This is a genomic window from Arcanobacterium haemolyticum DSM 20595 (assembly GCF_000092365.1).
Taxonomy (GTDB): Bacteria; Actinomycetota; Actinomycetes; order Actinomycetales; family Actinomycetaceae; genus Arcanobacterium; species Arcanobacterium haemolyticum.
Genome location: NC_014218.1, coordinates 1,826,124 through 1,844,009, shown reverse-complemented (window position 1 = coordinate 1,844,009; position 17,886 = coordinate 1,826,124). Strand labels below are relative to the sequence as shown.

The 17,886-nt window shown below is 49.5% G+C and carries 15 protein-coding genes and 1 tRNA gene; 14 read left to right on the top strand and 2 right to left on the bottom strand.

Annotated features, from left to right (window positions below; translation table 11 throughout):
- Positions 1-60: 60 nt before the first annotated feature.
- The 14 genes from topA (at position 61) to ARCH_RS08500 (ending at position 15,485) form a co-directional block, all read left to right on the top strand.
- Entirely contained in the window at positions 61-2,820 is a 2,760-nt protein-coding gene (gene topA / locus ARCH_RS08565; protein ID WP_013170872.1) for a type I DNA topoisomerase, read from the top strand.
- 3 nt (positions 2,821-2,823) lie between these two features.
- Positions 2,824-3,483 (top strand): dTMP kinase, encoded by a 660-nt coding sequence (tmk, locus tag ARCH_RS08560; RefSeq protein WP_013170871.1) that lies wholly within the window; start codon positions 2,824-2,826, stop codon positions 3,481-3,483.
- Positions 3,480-4,682 carry a DNA polymerase III subunit delta' gene (locus ARCH_RS08555; RefSeq protein WP_013170870.1) on the top strand — a complete coding sequence of 401 codons (1,203 nt, stop codon included), beginning with the start codon at positions 3,480-3,482 and terminating at the stop codon, positions 4,680-4,682. Before tmk ends, ARCH_RS08555 begins: the two co-directional genes overlap by 4 nt.
- Positions 4,683-4,708: 26 nt before the next feature.
- Positions 4,709-6,271, top strand: a complete 1,563-nt coding sequence (locus ARCH_RS08550) for an alpha/beta hydrolase (RefSeq protein ID WP_013170869.1) — start codon at positions 4,709-4,711, stop codon at positions 6,269-6,271.
- A gap of 270 nt (positions 6,272-6,541) precedes the next feature.
- Positions 6,542-6,614, top strand: a tRNA-Thr gene (locus tag ARCH_RS08545).
- 387 nt (positions 6,615-7,001) lie between these two features.
- On the top strand, positions 7,002-7,220 hold the full coding sequence (locus tag ARCH_RS08540; RefSeq protein WP_049765860.1) for a helix-turn-helix domain-containing protein: 219 nt from the start codon (positions 7,002-7,004) through the stop codon (positions 7,218-7,220).
- A gap of 2 nt (positions 7,221-7,222) precedes the next feature.
- The gene (locus ARCH_RS08535) at positions 7,223-8,197 is read left to right on the top strand and encodes a hypothetical protein (RefSeq protein ID WP_013170867.1); all 975 of its coding nucleotides are present in this window, start codon (positions 7,223-7,225) and stop codon (positions 8,195-8,197) included.
- Positions 8,197-9,003, top strand: a complete 807-nt coding sequence (locus ARCH_RS08530; protein ID WP_013170866.1) for a hypothetical protein — start codon at positions 8,197-8,199, stop codon at positions 9,001-9,003. Before ARCH_RS08535 ends, ARCH_RS08530 begins: the two co-directional genes overlap by 1 nt.
- Positions 9,004-9,210: 207 nt before the next feature.
- Complete coding sequence (locus ARCH_RS08525; protein ID WP_013170865.1) at positions 9,211-9,408, top strand: hypothetical protein; 198 nt, start codon at positions 9,211-9,213, stop codon at positions 9,406-9,408.
- Between the two features lie 11 nt (positions 9,409-9,419).
- Positions 9,420-9,785 carry a PrgI family protein gene (locus ARCH_RS08520; protein ID WP_013170864.1) on the top strand — a complete coding sequence of 122 codons (366 nt, stop codon included), beginning with the start codon at positions 9,420-9,422 and terminating at the stop codon, positions 9,783-9,785.
- Complete coding sequence (locus ARCH_RS08515) at positions 9,733-12,135, top strand: VirB4-like conjugal transfer ATPase, CD1110 family (RefSeq protein ID WP_013170863.1); 2,403 nt, start codon at positions 9,733-9,735, stop codon at positions 12,133-12,135. The genes ARCH_RS08520 and ARCH_RS08515 overlap by 53 nt, the downstream gene beginning before the upstream one ends.
- 54 nt (positions 12,136-12,189) lie before the next feature.
- Positions 12,190-13,833 (top strand): lytic transglycosylase domain-containing protein, encoded by a 1,644-nt coding sequence (locus tag ARCH_RS09485; RefSeq protein ID WP_013170862.1) that lies wholly within the window; start codon positions 12,190-12,192, stop codon positions 13,831-13,833.
- Positions 13,834-13,837: 4 nt separating this feature from the next.
- Positions 13,838-14,650, top strand: coding sequence for a hypothetical protein (locus ARCH_RS08505; protein ID WP_013170861.1), 813 nt, complete (start codon positions 13,838-13,840; stop codon positions 14,648-14,650).
- 187 nt (positions 14,651-14,837) lie between these two features.
- On the top strand, positions 14,838-15,485 hold the full coding sequence (locus ARCH_RS08500) for a DUF2335 domain-containing protein (protein ID WP_013170860.1): 648 nt from the start codon (positions 14,838-14,840) through the stop codon (positions 15,483-15,485).
- Between the two features lies 1 nt (position 15,486).
- Here ARCH_RS08500 and ARCH_RS08495 read toward each other — a convergent pair whose 3' ends face one another.
- Together ARCH_RS08495 and ARCH_RS08485 are read right to left on the bottom strand one after the other, a co-directional pair.
- Complete coding sequence (locus ARCH_RS08495; RefSeq protein ID WP_013170859.1) at positions 15,487-17,169, bottom strand: VirD4-like conjugal transfer protein, CD1115 family; 1,683 nt, start codon at positions 17,167-17,169, stop codon at positions 15,487-15,489.
- A gap of 475 nt (positions 17,170-17,644) precedes the next feature.
- Positions 17,645-17,881 carry a hypothetical protein gene (locus tag ARCH_RS08485; protein ID WP_187286509.1) on the bottom strand — a complete coding sequence of 79 codons (237 nt, stop codon included), beginning with the start codon at positions 17,879-17,881 and terminating at the stop codon, positions 17,645-17,647.
- Between the last annotated feature and the right edge of the window lie 5 nt (positions 17,882-17,886).

Sequence of the window (17,886 nt, the reverse complement as noted above, 5' to 3'; positions counted from 1 at the left end):
CCTTACGAATATGAGGTATGTTTACAAACGGTACCCCATTCCTATATATAAGGATGTAACGTGACAAAGCTCGTGATTGTAGAGTCTCCTGCCAAGGCGCGCACTATCGCAAACTACCTTGGTGATGATTACGATGTGACCGCAAGTATCGGCCATATTCGTGATCTTCCGAAGCCTTCGGATTTGCCTTCAGATATGAAGAAGGGCCCGTTTGGCAAGTTTGCTGTGGATGTGGAGCATAATTTCGAGCCCTACTACGTGGTGAATCCGGATAAAAAGAAGAAAGTTTCGGAACTTCGTGCGGCGATGAAGAAGGCTGATGAGCTGTGGCTCGCAACCGATGAGGACCGCGAGGGGGAGGCCATCGCCTGGCATCTGCTCGAAGTGTTGAAGCCGAAGATTCCGGTGAAGCGCATGGTTTTCCACGAAATTACGAAGGAAGCGATTCAGCGCGCGTTAGAGGCTACTCGTGACGTGGATACGAAGCTTGTGGACGCCCAGGAGACGCGCCGTATCCTGGATCGCCTTGTGGGGTACGAGGTTTCTCCGTTGTTGTGGCGTAAGGTTGCACCAAGCCTGTCGGCTGGTCGCGTTCAGTCTGTGACCACGCGTTTGATCGTGGAGCGTGAGCGCGAACGTATGGCGTTTGTGCCGGCTGGGTACTGGGATGTCTTAGTTGATCTGCGGAAAGACGGGGACGATTTTTCCGCGAAGTTGCTTGAGTTGGACGGCTCGCGTATCGCGGTTGGTAAGGATTTTGACGACGACGGTGCTCTTACCCCCAAGGCTGCGAAGGAAGGCGTGCGGGTCCTGGGTGCTGATGATGCACAGGCGATTTCTGAAACGCTCCGTGATGGAAACTCAACGGTGGTGCGGGTTGAAACGAAACCATACCGGCGTCGTCCAGCTGCTCCGTTCACAACGTCTACGTTGCAGCAGGAAGCGTCCCGTAAACTGCATATGAATTCGCGCGATACGATGCGGGTGGCGCAGGCGCTGTATGAAAACGGTTTCATTACCTATATGCGAACTGATTCGGTGAATCTTTCGGCGCAGGCGGTTGCGGCGGCTCGTTCGCAGATTGAGGACATGTATGGGGCGCGTTCGTTGCCGGATAAGCCGCGGGTGTATTCCACGAAGTCGAAGGGCGCGCAGGAGGCTCACGAAGCTATCCGCCCTGCAGGTGATTCGTTCCGCACGCCAGCGCAGGTTTCTGGCCTTCTTCGTGGGCGCGAATTCGATCTGTATGAACTGATTTGGAAGCGTACTGTGGCTTCTCAGATGGCTGACGCTATTGGTTCCACGGCGTCTGTGCGTTTGTCTGCTCCGGTTGCTGGATTTGGCGATGCTCTGCTGGGCGCGTCCGGAACGATCATCACGTTCCCTGGCTTCATGGCAGCCTATGAAGAAGGCAAGGATAAGAAGCGTTACGAAGATCAGGCCGAATCGCGTTTGCCAGATTTGGTTGAAGGCGAAAAGGTGGAGAACACCGGTTCCAAGGCTGCCGGGCACGAAACGGCGCCACCGCCGCGTTACACTGAAGCATCGCTGGTGAAGACTCTGGAAGAAAAGGGGATCGGCCGCCCGTCCACATATGCTGCCACGATTTCCACGATCACCGATCGCGGGTATGTGGATCGCAAGGGGCAGGCGCTGGTTCCTACCTGGTTGGCGTTTGCGGTTATCCGATTGTTGGAAGAAAACCTGCCTGACCTGGTTGATTATGATTTCACAGCCGATATGGAAGAGGATCTGGATAAGATCGCTGCCGGCCAAGAAGATCCAGTGGAGTACTTGGGCGGCTTCTACCGTGGCGCGGGCGAAAAGAAGGGCTTGCGCGATCAAGTTGACGGGTTGGGCGATATTGATGCTCGCGCCGTGAACACGATCGATATTGGTGATGGGATTGCGGTTCGCGTGGGCCGTTTTGGGCCATATCTGGAAGAGACGAAGGACGACGGAACGCAGGGAAAGCGCGCCTCGGTTCCGCCGGAGGTTGCTCCAGACGAACTCACTGTTGCCAAAGCACACGAAATTCTGGATGCGGCATTGGATGAAGATCGCGTTCTTGGAAAGAATGAGAAGGGCTGGGACATCGTCGTTAAAGACGGCCGTTTCGGGCCATACGTTTCGGAAGTTGTTCCAGACGACGCCGTTCAGCTCACTCCAACCGGAAAAGTTTCTAAGGTGAAGCCGAAGCCGGCCACCGCATCGTTGTTCGCATCGATGAATCCGGAAACGGTAACTATCGACGACGCACTGAAACTTCTTTCGCTGCCGCGCGAAATTGGGAAGTCTGGCGATGATGTGATTACTGTGCAAAACGGCCGTTTTGGCCCGTACATGAAGAAGGGATCTGATTCGCGATCGCTCGAATCAGAAGAACAAATCTTCACGATCACGCTGGAAGAAGCCGAAGCGATCTTCGCTCAACCGAAGCAGCGCGGGAAGCGCCAGGCGCAACCGCCGCTGGCAGAACTGGGCACTGATCCGGTTTCTGGTGGCAAGATTTTGTTGAAAGATGGCCGATTCGGGCTATACGTGACCGACGGCGAAACGAACGCGTCGTTGCCGCGTTCGGAAGATCCAAACCAGATCACGCCAGAACGTGCGCAAGATTTGCTGGTTCAGCGCCGGTTGAAGATTGCCGAACAAGGCGGGCCGAAGAAGCGTAACGCCACCAAGAAAACGGTGAGCGGTGCGGGTAAAAAGAAAGCGGCCGCTAAGAAAACTACGGCAAAGAAGACGGCCGCTAAGAAAACTACGGCAAAGAAGACGGCCTCAAAGAAGACAACCACCAAGTCGGCAACAAAGGACTAAATCATGGGAATGTTTATCTCCTTTGAAGGTGGCGATGGCGCTGGTAAATCTACGCAAGTAGAAAAACTCGCAACGTGGTTGCGTGAGGCGGGGTACGGCGTCGTCGTTACTCGGGAACCAGGCGGAACTGAACTGGGGGCTCACATCCGCCACCTGCTCCTGCACGGTGGGGACGTGAGCCCGCGCGCGGAGGCGCTGCTGTATGCGGCGGATCGTGCACACCACATGGATACGAAAATCCGGCCGGCGCTGGAACGTGGCGAAATCGTGATTACGGATCGTTTCATGGATTCGTCTATCGCGTACCAAGGCGCGGCACGATCGCTGGGAAAGAACGAAATTCGCGATCTTTCCCTGTGGGCTGTGGAAGGAACCATGCCAGATGTAACCTTCCTGCTCGATATTCCCGTGGAAACCGGGCAAGCGCGTGTGGGGAGTGAACAGGATCGGCTGGAAGCTGCAGGGGCCGAATTCCATGCCCGTGTTCGCAACGAATTTCTGGCGCTGGCCGAAGACCACATGGATCGGTGGCGCGTGCTGGATGGAACCCAAACGATCGATTCAATCGCGCAGAGCATCCGGCACCACGTGGCTGAAGCTCTGGCGAAGAATGATAGTGTTCACCAAACTATGTCGGAGGCAGGCGGTACTCTAAACGCATGAGTATTTTTGATGGGCTGATCGGGCAAGATGCCGCTGTTAAGGAACTTCAGCGGGCTGCTGATGCTGCGCGCGCGTCAGGAAATCGGCCTACCGAAACCGCCGGAAACGATGCGGTTGCCAGCCAGGCAATGAGTCAGGCGTGGCTGTTTACCGGGCCGCCTGGATCCGGGCGTTCACTTGCTGCGTTGAGCTTGGCGGGGGCGCTCTTGTGTACAGGGCCTGTGCCAGGGTGCGGCGAATGTGCGCAATGTAAAGCCGTGCTGGAACGCAACCATCCAGATGTCACGCTTGTATCTACAGATCAAGTCACGATTAGCGCAGAAGAAGTCCGCGAATACGTGGCGCGATCATACGTGGCGCCAACCAGCGGGGCCTGGAGGATCTTCGTGATTGAAGATGCGGATCGAATGCTCACTCGCACCACAAATGTGTTACTGAAAGCGATCGAAGAACCCGGCGCACGTACCGTGTGGATGCTATGTACTGCCGCCGCGGCAGATGTATTGCCTACTATTCGTTCTCGATGCCGCAACATCAATCTGGTCACCCCACACGCATCGTTGGTAGCTGAACTCCTCATGAAACGCGATGGGATCGATTCAAAAACGGCACATATCGTTGCGCGCGCAGCCCAATCCCATATTGGGGTGGCACGGGCATTGGCACATGATTCCCAGGCGGCCGCGATTCGCACCAACACTCTTAACGTGCTGGCAACAATGAAGAGCGTTGGGGATGCGGCACTCGGCGCCCACCTCCTCTCAGATACCGTGGCCATGCGGGGCGAAACCACCACCAAAAAAGATCTTGCGGCGGAAGATAGCAAAGCGCTAGAAGAACAGCGCATGGCCGCCCTTGGGCTAGATGCGGGCGCTAAAGTACCGGCATCCGTGCGTAGCCAGATTAAGGAAAGTGCGGATGCCGCCCGTCGTCGTCAAACCCGCCAAGAACGCGACATCCTTGATCGCGAAATGGTGTATATGCTTGCGTTTTACCGCGATGTGCTGGTGAAACAAATGGGCGCAAGCGTTGAACTTATCAACGTGGATTACGAACAAGCAATCAACAGAATTGCGGCGTCATCCACAACTCACGCAACTCTAGAGAAGATTGATCGGATCGGTGAAGGCCGCACACGCCTGAAAGCAAACGTTCCGGCTCAACTTGTTATGGAAAGTATTCTTGTTGGACTCCGCTAAGCGGAAAACGGAAGGAAAATACCCCAATGAAGAAACGTATTATCGCTGCTCTCACTGGTGCACTCGTCCTTCTCTCCAGTTGCTCGGGAACTGTAGAGGTAAAAAACGGAACAGGGAAAATCCGCAAAAATGATTCCTCCCCGATCAGTGCGCACGCTATTGAAGCTCCAATGCCTGCAATCCCGGCCGGTCTGGAAAAATTCTATTCACAAAAACCCGCATGGAAAGAATGCGGGCACGGTCTGGATTGCGCCACTGTAACCGTTCCCCTCAACTATGCAGATCCCGAAGGTGCGGCAATTGAACTGAAAATTAAACGCCGAAAAGCGGAAGGCACCCGTATAGGATCTCTATTAGTAAATCCTGGTGGGCCTGGTGGCAGTGGCCAAGAAATGGCCGAAAGCGCTCCACAATTCTTCACAGATAGAATTACAGATTCGTTTGACATCATCGGATTCGATCCACGAGGCGTAGGTGAATCCACGCCAATCGATTGCGTCACCGATCGAGAACTCGATCAGGTGCTGTCCACCGTATATGCGGACACGCCAGAAGGCCAGGCACAATCGCGCGCTTCCGAAGTGGAACTAGCAAACAAGTGCGTTGAAAAATCAGGAAATCTTGTGAAATATGTTGGCACCGAAGAAGCCGCACGTGACATGGATGTGTTGCGTCATCTCATGGGAGATCCGAAGCTCTACTATGTTGGCTTCTCATACGGCACCAAACTTGGTGGAATGTATGCCGAACTTTTCCCGCACAACGTTGGGCGTCTTATCCTGGATGGTGCTGTTGACTCAGATGTTTCTGATTTCGAACAAAGCAAAGCCCAACTCAAAGGCTTCGAACTTGCAGCAAATAACTTCATTGATAAATGCTTAAAAAGCGAAACATGCCCGTTTAAAGGTACACGGGATGAAGCACGTGAAGAAATTCGGCAAATGTTTGAAAAAGCAGCCGACAAACCAATTCCAACCGCAAACCCTGAACGTCCTCTCACCCAAGCTGGGCTCATGCTTGGTTTCATCACGCCACTATATGATGATTCTTCATGGCCGCTTCTCACACAAGCAATCGATGAATATAAAACCGCTGGAACAGGAAACGCTTTCCAGGTGTTCTTCGATGCCTATACCGGACGTGATCCTCAGGGGCACTACAAGAATAATTCCATCGAATCACATATTGCGATCAACTGTGCAGACTCCACAATTGAAGGCACACCCGAAGATTGGGATCGGATGAGTAAAGAACTAGAGGAAGCCTCTCCACTCTTTGGAAAATCGCAACGCTATTCCCAGACAACATGCGCAACTATGCCAAAACCAGAACATCCTTTGGTGAAACGTTTCGTTGCGGAGGGATCAGATCCGATTGTTGTTGTAGGAACAATCGGTGATCCGGCAACTCCATACGAATGGGCTGTTGCTTTCCAAAAAGCCTTTGCTAATTCGACACTCGTTACTTGGGAAGGCGAAGGCCATACCGCGTACGGGCGTGCAGGAAAGTGCATCAAGGATGCACTCGATGCCTACCTGCTCAATGGCAAGGTCCCAGAAAAAGATCTGCGCTGCCCTGTGGAAAAGTAGGGGTGGAAAAGTAGAGCTGGTAGAGCCAGTCGGGCTGGAAGTAGAGCCAGAAAAGTAAGGTTGGGGCCACGGGACTAGTTCTCGTGGCCCCAACGGTTTTCCTCAGCTCTAACGTTCCGCACTCCGGGATCACTCCAGGAGTATTCCAAGCGTGTGATTCGTGTGATTTAGAACGGAAAGCTCACGTTCTTAGCTAATCAGTTGTGTTCTGTGCGCATCTTCAGTTACATTATTAGAGCTGTAAGAGCGCACGGCTAGATTTTTTAGCCTGCCACCTTAGCTCAGTCGGCAGAGCGATTCACTCGTAATGAATAGGTCGTGGGTTCGATTCCCACAGGTGGCTCTCAGTCGAAGCCCCCGCGAAAGCGGGGGCTTTCGTGTATCCACTGAACGGCGCAGGTAGCCAATTCCCGTTCTCATCTTTTGTGGGCATGAGGTCATTTACCGAAATTTGAAAAAGCTCAGCAGTAGCTAAAAGGTCATCGGCTGTCCAATTTGCTTTTCCGTGGAGTCGTGAAGATACCGCTTGTCCAGTAACCCCGAGTGCATGGCCAAGTTCTGCACGCGTCATTCCTCGCGCAAATAGCTGTTGAGCTACTGTCATGCCAATCGCTTGATTGGATGTACTGAATGTGTTCTGTCCGATGTTCATAAATAAAGTGTAACAAATGTAAGAAAACGCTTCAATTAAATGTTTTGTTTTTTATTGAAATGGTGTATTGTCTTTCGTGTGAAAGAAAAACTAACAGGCGAAAGTAATGCTGGCGAGCTCCTGGCGGCGCACGATGCTGCTTTGCTGCTTCCTGAAACATCTCCTGCAACTTTGTATCGTTGGGCGCGTCAAGGAAAAATTCCTGCTGTTGAGTTGCCGTCGGGGCGGAAGTTTTTCCGTCGTTCTGATATTGAGGCTCTTTTAGTGCCTGTTGTTGAGGAAGTTGACGAGGCGTAGTTATGGCTGGTGGAGATTTCTTTGTTGTGCGTCGTGGTGCTACTGCGGTGCCGAACTCGTTGGTGCACAACAAAGAACTTTCTTATGCCGCTTTAGGCTTGATCGTCCTATGCTTATCACTTCCGGCTGGAGCTAAAGTTGGTTACCGTGAGCTTGCTGGCCGTGGTTTGGGGCAAAAAGCCACACGGGCCGCGTTGAAAGAATTAGAGGGGCTGAATTATAGGTTCCGTTTCCAGCATCGACGTGATGGTCAAATTCGTGAACTCACCATTATCTCTGATGTGCCTTTAACCCCTGCGGAGGCGTTTGAGGATGCAGAACGAATGATGATCGGGCTTGGTTTTACAACCTCCGAGATTGTCTCGTGCCCGTCACATCCAGATTTTGCGATTCCTGGTAGGGAATTGAAGCAAACTGTTCTTACCTCACAGATTTCTAAGGAACGTTTACAACGTGCAAGTTCGACCCCAGCTCCCGTTAATGATTCTGAAGTTGTTGAAGTGAAGGAACCGAAGAAGGCACATCCTTCACCATCGGAAGAAGTAGCTGTTCCGGTGAAGGGAGGAAAGCTTGCCAACTGGAAGATTATTAATGCGGCTATTCCTCCAGAGCAGCGGCGAGGACTTATGGGTAAAGCGGCAATGAGAGTTTCTGATCTTTTAGATACTTTGCTTGATTCCGGATGGAAAGTTTTGCAGATCCGAGGCCGTCTCGCTGATAATCCGTTACCGTCAAATGTTGTTAATCCGCCAGGATTATTAATTTCCCGTCTGAAAGACTTGTGCGATATACCGCTAGGTTTTCCGGTGGAGGCGGATCGCTCTACTCGTAGCGATTCTCCACCGCCTCCACCGGACATTAGCCCAGAAGAACGGCAAGCTGTCGTTCAATCAATAAAGAAGTGGAAAGACACATCCGCAATTTTTAACCCTGCTAATAATCTCCAATCCAAGAACCGAAGCGAAGGGAAAGAGTGATGCATGCGAATTCTCGTAAATGGATTGCCGGTCTGACTGGCGTCGTCGTTGTTGGTGTGGCTCTAGCATGGTGGCGCACGCCAGATGCTGATGCAGAAGAGCTTGCTCGTTTGGTGCCAACCTTTAATGAGCAGGTGAAAGAGTTTGATGATCTACGTAAGCAGGCCAAGGACGTAGTGGATCGGTGTGAGATTATCACTGGCTCGCAGGTTACTTGTAATCCTGTAAGCCAAGCTTATAAGGATGCTGCAGCTTTTGATGTCAAGGTTATTGATCTTGATTCTGTCAGTGATGACAGTAAAACTTTGGTGGCGCTTAAAAATGACCGGGTGCGGATAAAAGAGATCAGCGAGGATTTGCGTGCTGGGATGGATAAGGCGCAGCATTCGATGGATATAAAATCTGGGTTCTTTAAGACTGAAGTGGCAAGGGAAGTCGAACGCGTTGAAGCCTATTTAAGTGAGGCTAAAGCAGCTGTTGCTAGGTCAACTGGCGTTGAGCCTGGGTTGATTGAGCTTACTCAAAACGAGATCGATCACATGGAGAAAGTCACTGCGCGTATCAATAAACGTGGTGATGCACTAAATGCCGCTGATGATCAAAGTCTGTTAGATGATCTTATTGCGTCAAAAGATAATCTGCGTGAAGCTACTCGCAAACTTAACAACGGTATTGCGTCATTGAGTATTAATCCAGGTGCACCACAAGCACTTGATCCAGATGATGGGCTCAAAAATGGTTCGCCTTGGGAGCCGTTCTTTCGCGGTTCGCCTTGGGAGCCGTTCTTGCGTGGGCCTCGCGCATAGATACCGTAACACTGGACTCGGCAATTAGGTCAAGCACACCTGAGTAGAAAAGAAAAATACACATCACCGTGGAGGAGTGTACCCAAAATCTTTATTTCGTTGGGCATTTTAGGAAGTTTGTTAATTATGTGCCTAATGAAATAAGAGAGTTCGTGGCGGTGTCTGCGAGCTCGGATCAGTAAACACATTTAGTGGAAGGAAAAGAAGATGCTGGCACAAGCTATTGCATTATTTACGAAGTTCGCCATTATTGGCGGTGGTTTATGGTGCGTTTGGGGTGTTATTACCCTTGCGGGGGGTTTGAAGGATCATAACGGTGCTCAGACTCAAACCGGTATGTGGCAGGCCATTGGTGGAGGCATGATTATTGCCGCTGCAGCACTGTTTTCACAGGTGCAGCTTTAAGGGGGTGCAGTGTGGCACTGGAAGTACGTGTACCGCGCGAAGTTACCGCGTATCAGCCACGAGTGCTGTTTGGCATGTCCTGGCGTCAGCTTGGCGTGGCTGCCGTGGCGGCACCGCTTATCGCCACCAGCTTCGCAGTGTGCTATCTCGCAGGGTACGAAAATCTTGGCGTTGTTATAGTGACGCTACTTTCAGTGCCCGCTGTTGCTCTTGGTTGGGTGCGCCCTATGGGCGTTCCGTTCGAAAAGTATTTCAGCTATGCGTGGGACTGGCATCAGGGCAAAAAAGTATTCGTTTTTGAGCAGGACTTAATGGAGGAAGAAAATGGTCGGCAAAAGAGTAGCCGCAAGAGCTGCCCGCCAGAAGCAGGCAACTGAAAGTAATGAAAAAAATAGTGAGCAGCGTAAAGTTGCTCGCAAGGAAAAGAAAAATGCCCAGTCTTTGATTCATTATGAGGCAATCACGGAATCGGGTATTGCGTATCTCGGTGGAAATAAGTATTCAATTACTCTGGAATTGTCTGATATTGACTACCAGCTTGCTCCTAATGAGGTGCAAGAAGGCCTGGTTGAAAAGTATGCACGCTTCCTTAACGGGCATCTCGCTGGCCATCATGTTCAAGTGTCTATTGTCAATCGCGTTCTCGACAAAGGCCGGTTGATGGAGAGTATTGAACTTTCATCTCAAGATGATAGTTTTGATTCGCAACGCGATGAGTATAACCAGCTTATTTCGCGCAGATTAGAGTCGGGCAGAAACAATACGGTCACTGAAAAATATGTGACGCTCCAAATTGAAGCTGAGTCGTTTGATGAGGCAAAAATTGTCTTGTCTCGTATGGCAGCTGAGGATATTGCAGCTTTGCGCGAAGTTGGTGGTTGCCGGGCTGAGCAGATTAGCGGTGAACAGCGCGTGAGGTTGCTACAGCAGATGTTGCGGCCGGATGCTCCCAATGATTTCAGTTACGCGGATATGGTTGGCCAGAAGACTAAGACGAAAAACTTTGTCTCTCCGTGGTCGATTGACCGGACGGATTCTGATCGGCTGGTTCTTTACTCTGGAGCTGATCGGTATTGGCAGACAATGATCTTGCGTAAGATGCCTAATTGGATGAGTGATCGCGTTCTGAAAGAGCTAGCTGAAATTCCTGCAGATCTTACTGTGTCTATTCATTTTGATCCTCTTGATCAGGCGGAAGGTTTAGATCTCGTTAAGCGTCAAATTGCCGGTATGGATATCCAGATGGCGAATGAACGCCGTAAGTTGGCCAAGCAGAATATGGATATTGATCTGGTGCCTCATGAGCTAGAAGCGTCTCATACTGAGGCTGTTGAGCTTCGTCAGCAGTTAGAGCAGTCGAATGAAAAAATGTTCACTACACGCATTATTATTGGAGTTTCTGCGGCGTCTCAAGAAGAGCTTGAAGAAGCAGTTAAACGCGTGCGCCGTGTTGCTGGAAAGCATTCATGCTCGCTTGAAAATCTCAGATATATGCAGATTGACGGGCTCAACGCTTGCTTGCCGCTGGGATTATGTAAGATTCCGATGTATCGAACGCTTACTACTGCTGTTGGTGCAGTAATGATCCCATTTACTACGCAAGAGTTACTTGAGCGCAGTGGTAATTTCTACGGAATCAATGCGCTATCGAAGAATGTAATCATGGCAGACCGTGCTAGAGGGATGAACTCCAACGGTTTCATCTTGGGTACAACTGGTTCTGGTAAATCGCAATTTGCCAAGTTTGAAATGAATCAAACATTCCTGCGTCGGCCTAATGATGAGATTTTGATTATTGATCCTGAGCGAGAATATCCAGCTCTAGCAAAAGAAATGAAAGCCACGACAGTGGTTATTTCAGCAGGTTCCCAAGATGCCATTAATCCGATGGATTTGAGTAAAGAGTTTACAAGCGTCTCTGATGGTGATCCGGTTCGCAACAAGTGCGGTTTTGTCCTTAGCTTGTGTGAAGTGTTGCTAGGCGGTGCAGACGGTCTAACCCCTGCTAAACGCTCGATTATTGATCGCGTGGTTGCAAGCCTTTATAGCACATACTGGACGAGCGATATTCCAGCACCAACGCTTAAGGATCTTTATGAGGCACTACGCCACGAACCAGAAGCAGAAGCTCAAGAAGTAGCTACTGGATTAGAGATGTATGCGCGAGGCAGTGCGCAAGGATTTGCGCGACAGACCAATGTTGATGCTTCCAATCGGGTCACTATTTATGACATTGCTGAGCTGTCGAAGGATCTTCAGACCTTTGGCATGATGGTCGTTTTGGAAGAGATCTGGGCACGGATCGTTCGGAATAAAGCCCGTGGTGTGCGTACCTGGGTTTATATCGACGAATTCCATCTGCTTTTTAATAATGACTATGCAGGTGCTTATTGCCAATCGATGTTTAAGCGAGTGCGTAAATACGGAGCTGCTGCTACTGGTATTACACAGAACATCGAAGAGCTACTGATTAATGAGCGTGCTCGGTTAATGCTGTCAAATTCAGACGGACTTTTCTTACTCAATCAACAATCAACCGATGCAGATGCGCTAGCTGGGCTGCTTCATTTATCAAACCAGCAACGTAGCTATTTCACAAATGTTGAACCGGGTAGAGGGCTGATGAAAGTCGGTAAGGCGGTTATTCCATTTGATAACACGATGGATCCAACTCAACGGATTTTCAAAGTGTTCTCTACCAGATTTGAAGAAGTATCTGGCTTTTAGAAATGCCAGCACTGCCGTACATGCTGGCATGTACGGCAGGTTAGGAGTTTAGACATGGCACGATTTAGGGAAGTTGGTTCAGTAAATCTGGTATCCCAGCATGTGCGCCGGGATACTTCCCCTTTCCGTCAGCCGGAGTATGTGTCAAAGGCATCTGCGATAAAAAAGGCTAAACGTGGTGGCAAGGCTGGGAAGGCCGTTGGTAAGACTGGAGTCTTCATTGGCGGAAAAGTCTACGGCGGGCTCAAATCAGGGGCTAAGTATTCTCACGTTCATATAAAAGACGGTCAGTCCACCACGGATGACGGTAGCGACACAATTAAGTCGATACTTTCTCAATTTGGTTCTCGTCGCGCGGCTGATGGTGTGCATCTTTCGACGTCGGCTTCAAAGTTTGTTGCTCGAACTGGTTGGAAAGGTGTGAAGAAAGCTGGCGCAAGTGCGTCTCGGGCAGCAAAGCGAAATATGCGTGTAGCTAAGCAGCAAGGTCGGCGAAACGCAGCGAAAACCGGTGTAGGGAAAACTCGTGCATCGTTTGTTAATCGTAGTGCTGAAGCTATAACTAAGGTCACGATGGCCGTGATGCAAAGGGTAGCAACGGTATTAGCGTCAGGCACTACGCCTATTATTATGGCGATTGTTTCAGTGGTTGTTGCGCTTATGGCTTTGGTTTCTATTCTTCCTTCGTGGATCACTGGAATGTATTTAGAAGAGCAAAAGAAATCTGAGCTGTCGGTTAATGTTCCGCCACAATATGCGAAGTATGTTCTGGATGCAGGATCAATTTGTCCGGAAGTCACTCCGTCGATCATTGCTGCGCAGATTGATACAGAATCGGGCTGGAATCCCAAAGCGCAGTCTCCAGTTGGTGCTCAAGGTATAAGTCAATTTATGCCAGGGACGTGGGCATCTGTTGGCCGTGACGGAAATGGTGACGGTAAAGCTGATCCGTTTGATCCAGCCGATGCGATTATTTCTCAAGGCCACTATATGTGCGGCCAAGTCGAAGCACTTAAACGCCACGGGCTGAGTGGGTCAATTGATCTAGCATTAGCTGCATATAATGCTGGTCTAGGAAACGTTTTGACGTTCCATGGAATCCCACCATTTGCTGAGACTCAAAATTATGTCAAGCGGATCAAAGAACTTGCTGCCACTAAATATGCGGTCGTTTCAGCAGGATCGGTTGGTGGTGCAGGGGATGATTACCCATGGAAAGATCTCGTGCGAGACGCAGCAGGTAATGTTACCGGCGTCTACAATACCCCTAACTACGAAACGCGTTACTACTTCGGAAACTGCACTGATTTTGTTTTCTGGCGAGTGAACCGAGATATGGGTGTGACCTATCAAGGTAAAGGGACTCAATGGCATTACACGTATCCATTTTTAACCCCAGCAGGCGGTAACGGTGGTCAATGGGGAAATCCAGAAAATATGCCTGGCTGGGGAACGGTTCGATCACCAGAGCAAGCAAAGCCCGGAGATGTTATCTCGTTCAAGCCAGGAGCCTTTGGTAGTTCCGCTCAATTTGGCCATGTGGCATATGTTTCCTCAGTGGCGCCTGACGGCACGATCACCACAGAAAACTACGGCGGTGGCGAATATTTTGTTCGTGTTCTACCTGCACAGCAATTGCGTCCAATGATGAACGCTGGACGTGTAGTTATCCGTCATAATCCAGCTTTAGGAGGCTGAGAAGATGGAAGAATACATAAAGAAAATGCTCGAAGATATCCTAGGAAATGGATTCTTCAACCATACAGATGGGCTTTACGATAGCGTTGCAGGATATAGCGCATCTGCCTATCAAGTAGCTCTCACAGTAAACTCCACAGTCGTTAAGCCCGTGGCCGCGTCAGTCGTGGCCATCATCCTCGTGTTAGAGCTAGCGCGAGTATCAACAAAATTTGAAGGCGACTCAAAGATGGGCGTGCAAGTGATCGGGACGATCATGATTAAGGCTGCACTTCTTATTGTCGCTATTCAAAACGTAGATCTAATTCTCAAAGCTATTAACGAAGCTGGCGAAACACTTATTAACGGGTTGAAAAAGCATGCAACAGTCATACAGTCTAACCCCGTCAATATAGGTGATCTTGATATGGACACTCTAGGTATGATCGGTGCAATGATCATTCTTTTCTTGCCCTGGCTGATTTCAATGATTGGTGGCGTCGTCGTAAAACTCGTTGTTCTCTTGCGATTTGCTGAGATATACATACTTTCTGCTGGGGCAACTCTACCGTTAGCATTCTTAGGTCATACCGACACAAAACAAATTTCGATCGGATATCTCAAGAAGTATGCAACGGCCATGCTTCACGGTTTCACGATCATCCTTGTCCTGATCATCTTTGCCAAATTCCAAGGAGCTGGTACAGATCTAGGAGAAAACCCAACAGTACGCGATGTCATGGCGAACTTCGTAAACCTCATAGCGGTTCCAATCGGGTTTATATTCCTTGTTCTATCCTCCGGAAAATTCGCTAAAGCGTTGGTAGGTGAAAGCTGAGGAGATAGTGTACTGAAGAGGTGCTTTAAAGTACTTACCGCAATGTAGTAGCTGGAAGAAGCTAGAGGATAGATGCTAATAGAAGAAATGAACATATTAGCGCAGAATGAAGTATTTGAAAGTAGTTTGAAGTGTGCTATTATCTCGAATAGATGCTTCTATATAGGGTTTAGTTTAAGGAGAGACTGTGCATCATGGAGATGAGCAGAGCAACACTTCGCGGAACTCGGAAAGCATACCAGATCATAGCGAATCCAGATCCCCGCAAGAACAAGAAATATCGCAGCCAGATAGTGTTCACCAATCCAGTGGCGGTGGCGTGGATGCAGACGGGTCAGTTACTCCGTTCGGCGATGGACGCGACTCAAAAAAAGAATCGCTAGATATAGCTCCGAAAGAACCGACAATTGGACAGGTTGTTCAAGCTTTAGCCCAGGGCGAAGACATTAGTAATGAACTCGTGACTCGTGTAGTTGGGCACTCCGTTCAATATAGTGGTCCGTTGCCAGCTTGTGATGATTTTGCTCGTTATGAACAAGTTTTGCCAGGAGCAGCGGACAGAATAATGGCTATGGCTGAAGAGGGATTAAGGCAAAACGGTGAGCGGATAAAGAATGAAACGATTGAAAAGAAGGCTGAAAGCCACGCACTGCAGGTCGTTTCTTCTTCACATTTTGTTGCTGTCTTAGGTGGTTTTTTTATAATCACAATGGGATTGGTGTATAACGTAAATTGGGTTGCAATTAGCGGCGTTTTGATGGCGTTGATGACCGCGTCGCCATCATTTGTGGCTGCTTGGCAAAGAGTTAAAGGTACCAGTGATAAGGAAGAGTAGCCTATTTTAGCTTTGGGGCTAGTAGCTTACTAGAAAAGAACGGTGGCAAGCCGCGTAATACATAGATGCATTTAAGGCCGTCCATGCGCCCGACTTCATCGGGGGTTATGAGGTCGCGGCCAAGGGTGCGATTTTGCAGTGTCCATGACCCGTTACGACCTTTTGACTCAGATGTGTCGGTAGATGCCAGTGTTTGTTTACCAACGAGCTTAGAAATGTATTCAGTGGTTGATTTCTCGTTACCACCGAGGAATAAAAGCGAGTCGCAGTTACCAACGATGGTTTCCCAATCGTCCTTATAAAGTGCTTTGCCTTGGGAGAAGTTCTGAATGATGATCGACGTTGAGATTCCACGGCTTCGCATAACGGCGATCTTGCGTTCAAATGATGGCATTTTTCCGATGTTGGCAAACTCGTCCATGAAGCACTGGACAAGATAGGGTAGCCGTCGTTCTGGTGTGTGGTCGGCTATATAGATGGATTTTTCAAAGAATTGCTCATAGAAGATAGATACTAGGAACGTAAATGCTGCGTGTGTGTCTGGAATGATCAGGAATAGGGCAGTCTTTTCTTGGCCAACGCGATCAAATTCTATTGTGTCTGTGGCGAGAAGTTTTCGTATTGGCGCCATGTGTAATGGCGCCATGCGTACTCCGAGGGAGATGATAACGCTTTTCTTGGTTTCTCCGGCACCTTGAGTGTAGGTGTTGTACTGTGATGCAGCGAAACGTAGGCCGTTGAGTGCGTCTACAGCTTCTTGCCCCCACTGATCTTGTTCATCATCGTTATCGTATTCATTGATTGTTTCAGTGATTGCATCGAAAATATAATCGACGTCAGATTTAAGCTCTTCGTTAGATTCAGATGCTTGCATCTTGGCCAACAGGTCAACGACGTCGATCAGAGTGCCATCCTTGCCTTTAGTGAAGTAGATGTAGGAAATGAGTGCATTGAGTAGCGCTCGTTCTGCTTTTTCCCAAAAATCTCCACCGGCATTCTTTTTGCCTGTGGTGTTGGTGATGAAGTTTTCCGTCATGATCATCACGTCTACTTCTGGCTGTGCGTCGTTGAAGTAAGCCAATGGATTGTAGGTGCACGATAGTCCAGGATCAATGAGGTTTAGGCAGCGGACTTTATAGCCTTGCTGTTCTAAGTAGGGGGTTGTTTGCGCTGCCAGCTCCCCTTTAGGATCAGTGACGACAAACGACGTATTAGCTTGATGGAGATTTGGTAAGACGAAATAGCGGGATTTACCTGAACCCGACGAGCCAATAACGAGCGCATTAAGGTTACGCTGCGTTTTACGAGAATCGAGCGATAGCGACTCGCTGGCCGTGAAGAGGATGTTGTTGGAGCGCTTCTTATCCTTGAATGGGTGTATTTGAGATGGCCGTGCCCAAGCGGCTGATCCGTGTTCTTCGCCTTGACGGCGAGTGCCTTTAGCAACACTGTTGTACGCCCATACCAGCCCAATAAGAGCGATTGTGCCCAGTCCTACGAGCAGGTCAACTTTTTCTAGTGAGAGGTGGAACGGATTGTTGAGGTCTAGCCAGAATCTATCGAGTACTTGGGCTATTTCATATCCGGCTTCTAGGTCTGTTCGTATTTGGTAGGAGATTTTATCGCCCGCCCAAAACCCTCCAAGAGCGAGAATGAAAATAAAAATGATTTGCGCGCTAGTCATGATTGGCTACTTTCGGTTTTAGGAGATAGTTCAATGCGCGGTTGGCGATTTCGTTGCTGGCAAAGTAGGTGTGTTTGATTATGGGCTTTTTGATTCTGAATAATGCGTAGCACAAGTTCTGTGCGTGTTTGTGGCCGCGATTTAACAGTTTGGGAGATAGTTGTCTTCGTTCTTGTTGCAACGACGTTAGTTCGACCATCGACCTCTATTTCTACTTCTGGATCGGAATGAAGTAGCTTGCCGGACGTTAATGCCTTGATAAATAGTTCGTCGTCTTCTTGGCATACGAGAAGTAAGTGAGGATGATCGAAAATCAGTGTAGGTTCAATCGGTAGACCGCTTCGGCGTAAATATCGTGAGCCTTCGTCTAGTCCTTCGCTTGACATAGGCGCCAGGTGGCCAAGAGATGCGTCTAAGTCTGCGCGAGTTGACGTACCCAAAATTCGGATTCGAGCATCGGTTATCATTACGCCCCCTAGATTACTGGTAGACCAACGTTGGTAGCTTCAATCACTATTGGTGTTGAAGCTTCATTGAGGGTTCCGGATATGAATACGTCTTGCCCGTCAGGGAAAATATCGGTGTTCTCGGTCAAGAATGATCCGATCTCGCCACGCGCTTCGACTATTACGCGCAAATCTTCTACACGTACGCTAAAGCGTGCGCCGTCAGGAGTTTGTGTTATGGCGCCACTGATAGGTGCGCAGATCATGATTC

Bases quoted from the DNA above. Each gene is read 5' to 3' on its own strand.
- ARCH_RS08530 (WP_013170866.1), top strand. From the start codon at position 8,197: ATGCATGCGAATTCTCGTAAATGGATTGCCGGTCTGACTGGCGTCGTC.
- ARCH_RS09485 (WP_013170862.1), top strand. From the start codon at position 12,190: ATGGCACGATTTAGGGAAGTTGGTTCAGTAAATCTGGTATCCCAGCAT.
- ARCH_RS08550 (WP_013170869.1), top strand. From the start codon at position 4,709: ATGAAGAAACGTATTATCGCTGCTCTCACTGGTGCACTCGTCCTTCTC.
- ARCH_RS08505 (WP_013170861.1), top strand. From the start codon at position 13,838: ATGGAAGAATACATAAAGAAAATGCTCGAAGATATCCTAGGAAATGGA.
- ARCH_RS08495 (WP_013170859.1), bottom strand. From the start codon at position 17,169: ATGACTAGCGCGCAAATCATTTTTATTTTCATTCTCGCTCTTGGAGGG.
- ARCH_RS08485 (WP_187286509.1), bottom strand. From the start codon at position 17,881: ATGATCTGCGCACCTATCAGTGGCGCCATAACACAAACTCCTGACGGC.
- tmk (WP_013170871.1), top strand. From the start codon at position 2,824: ATGGGAATGTTTATCTCCTTTGAAGGTGGCGATGGCGCTGGTAAATCT.
- ARCH_RS08535 (WP_013170867.1), top strand. From the start codon at position 7,223: ATGGCTGGTGGAGATTTCTTTGTTGTGCGTCGTGGTGCTACTGCGGTG.
- ARCH_RS08515 (WP_013170863.1), top strand. From the start codon at position 9,733: ATGGTCGGCAAAAGAGTAGCCGCAAGAGCTGCCCGCCAGAAGCAGGCA.
- ARCH_RS08555 (WP_013170870.1), top strand. From the start codon at position 3,480: ATGAGTATTTTTGATGGGCTGATCGGGCAAGATGCCGCTGTTAAGGAA.
- ARCH_RS08525 (WP_013170865.1), top strand. From the start codon at position 9,211: ATGCTGGCACAAGCTATTGCATTATTTACGAAGTTCGCCATTATTGGC.